Annotated in this window: 2 protein-coding genes; one reads left to right on the forward strand and one right to left on the reverse strand. The window is 66.4% G+C overall.

Annotated features, from left to right (window positions below; translation table 11 throughout):
• Positions 1-149, reverse strand: a 149-nt coding sequence (locus tag ABFX50_RS51795) for an HC3 family zinc finger protein (protein WP_428834747.1), incomplete at its 3' end; no start/stop codon positions are given.
• Positions 150-289: 140 nt separating this feature from the next.
• Here ABFX50_RS51795 and ABFX50_RS50950 point away from each other — a divergent pair.
• On the forward strand, positions 290-652 hold a 363-nt coding region (locus tag ABFX50_RS50950; protein ID WP_428834748.1), incomplete at its 3' end, for a transposase.

The raw sequence follows: 652 nt of genomic DNA on the forward strand, positions 1-652 counted from the left end.
GGCCAGTACCGGTGCACCGCCGGGAGCGGGGGAGCGGGGACGACCAGGTCCACCCCGCAGAGGGTGGTGCCCGGTTGAGCGGGGGACAGGTCGGCGGGGACCGCGTGCCGCTTCCTGGCGTGGGGCAACCACCTGTTGCGTGCGGCCATGCGCGTCACCTCGCTACCGCCTCGTCCGGCTGGACACGTCGTCGTGGGCGCGCGAGCGCATCCCGTTCTCCGGTGGGGAGCTTAATACGACAACGACAGGTTGTTATTGATTGACTAGGGGCGGGTATACCGTCTTGATGGTGGTCGAGGACGTGTGGTCGTGGTCGGCGGGGTTCGACGCGTTTGTGGGCGGTTTCGCGGCCAGGTTCCCGCGTGTGGAGTCGAGACGTCAGATGCGTTGCCACGTAAGAGGATTATTGTCCGAAGTGGAGCGTAAGAACGGATGGGCCCTGGCGGAGGCGACCGGACAGTCGGGGCCTGAGCGGATGCAGCGGTTGCTGAACTTCTACGCCTGGGACGAGGACGGCGTCCGTGACGACCTGCGGGCGATGGTGACGGAAGTACTGGGTGATCCGGAGAGCGGCGTCCTGATCGTGGAGGAGACGGGGTTCCTGAAAAAGGGTGTGAAGTCGGCCGGGGTCGCACGGCAGTACTCGGGGACC

The organism is Nonomuraea recticatena (genome assembly GCF_039533245.1).
In the GTDB taxonomy this organism is placed as follows: domain Bacteria; phylum Actinomycetota; class Actinomycetes; order Streptosporangiales; family Streptosporangiaceae; genus Nonomuraea; species Nonomuraea roseola.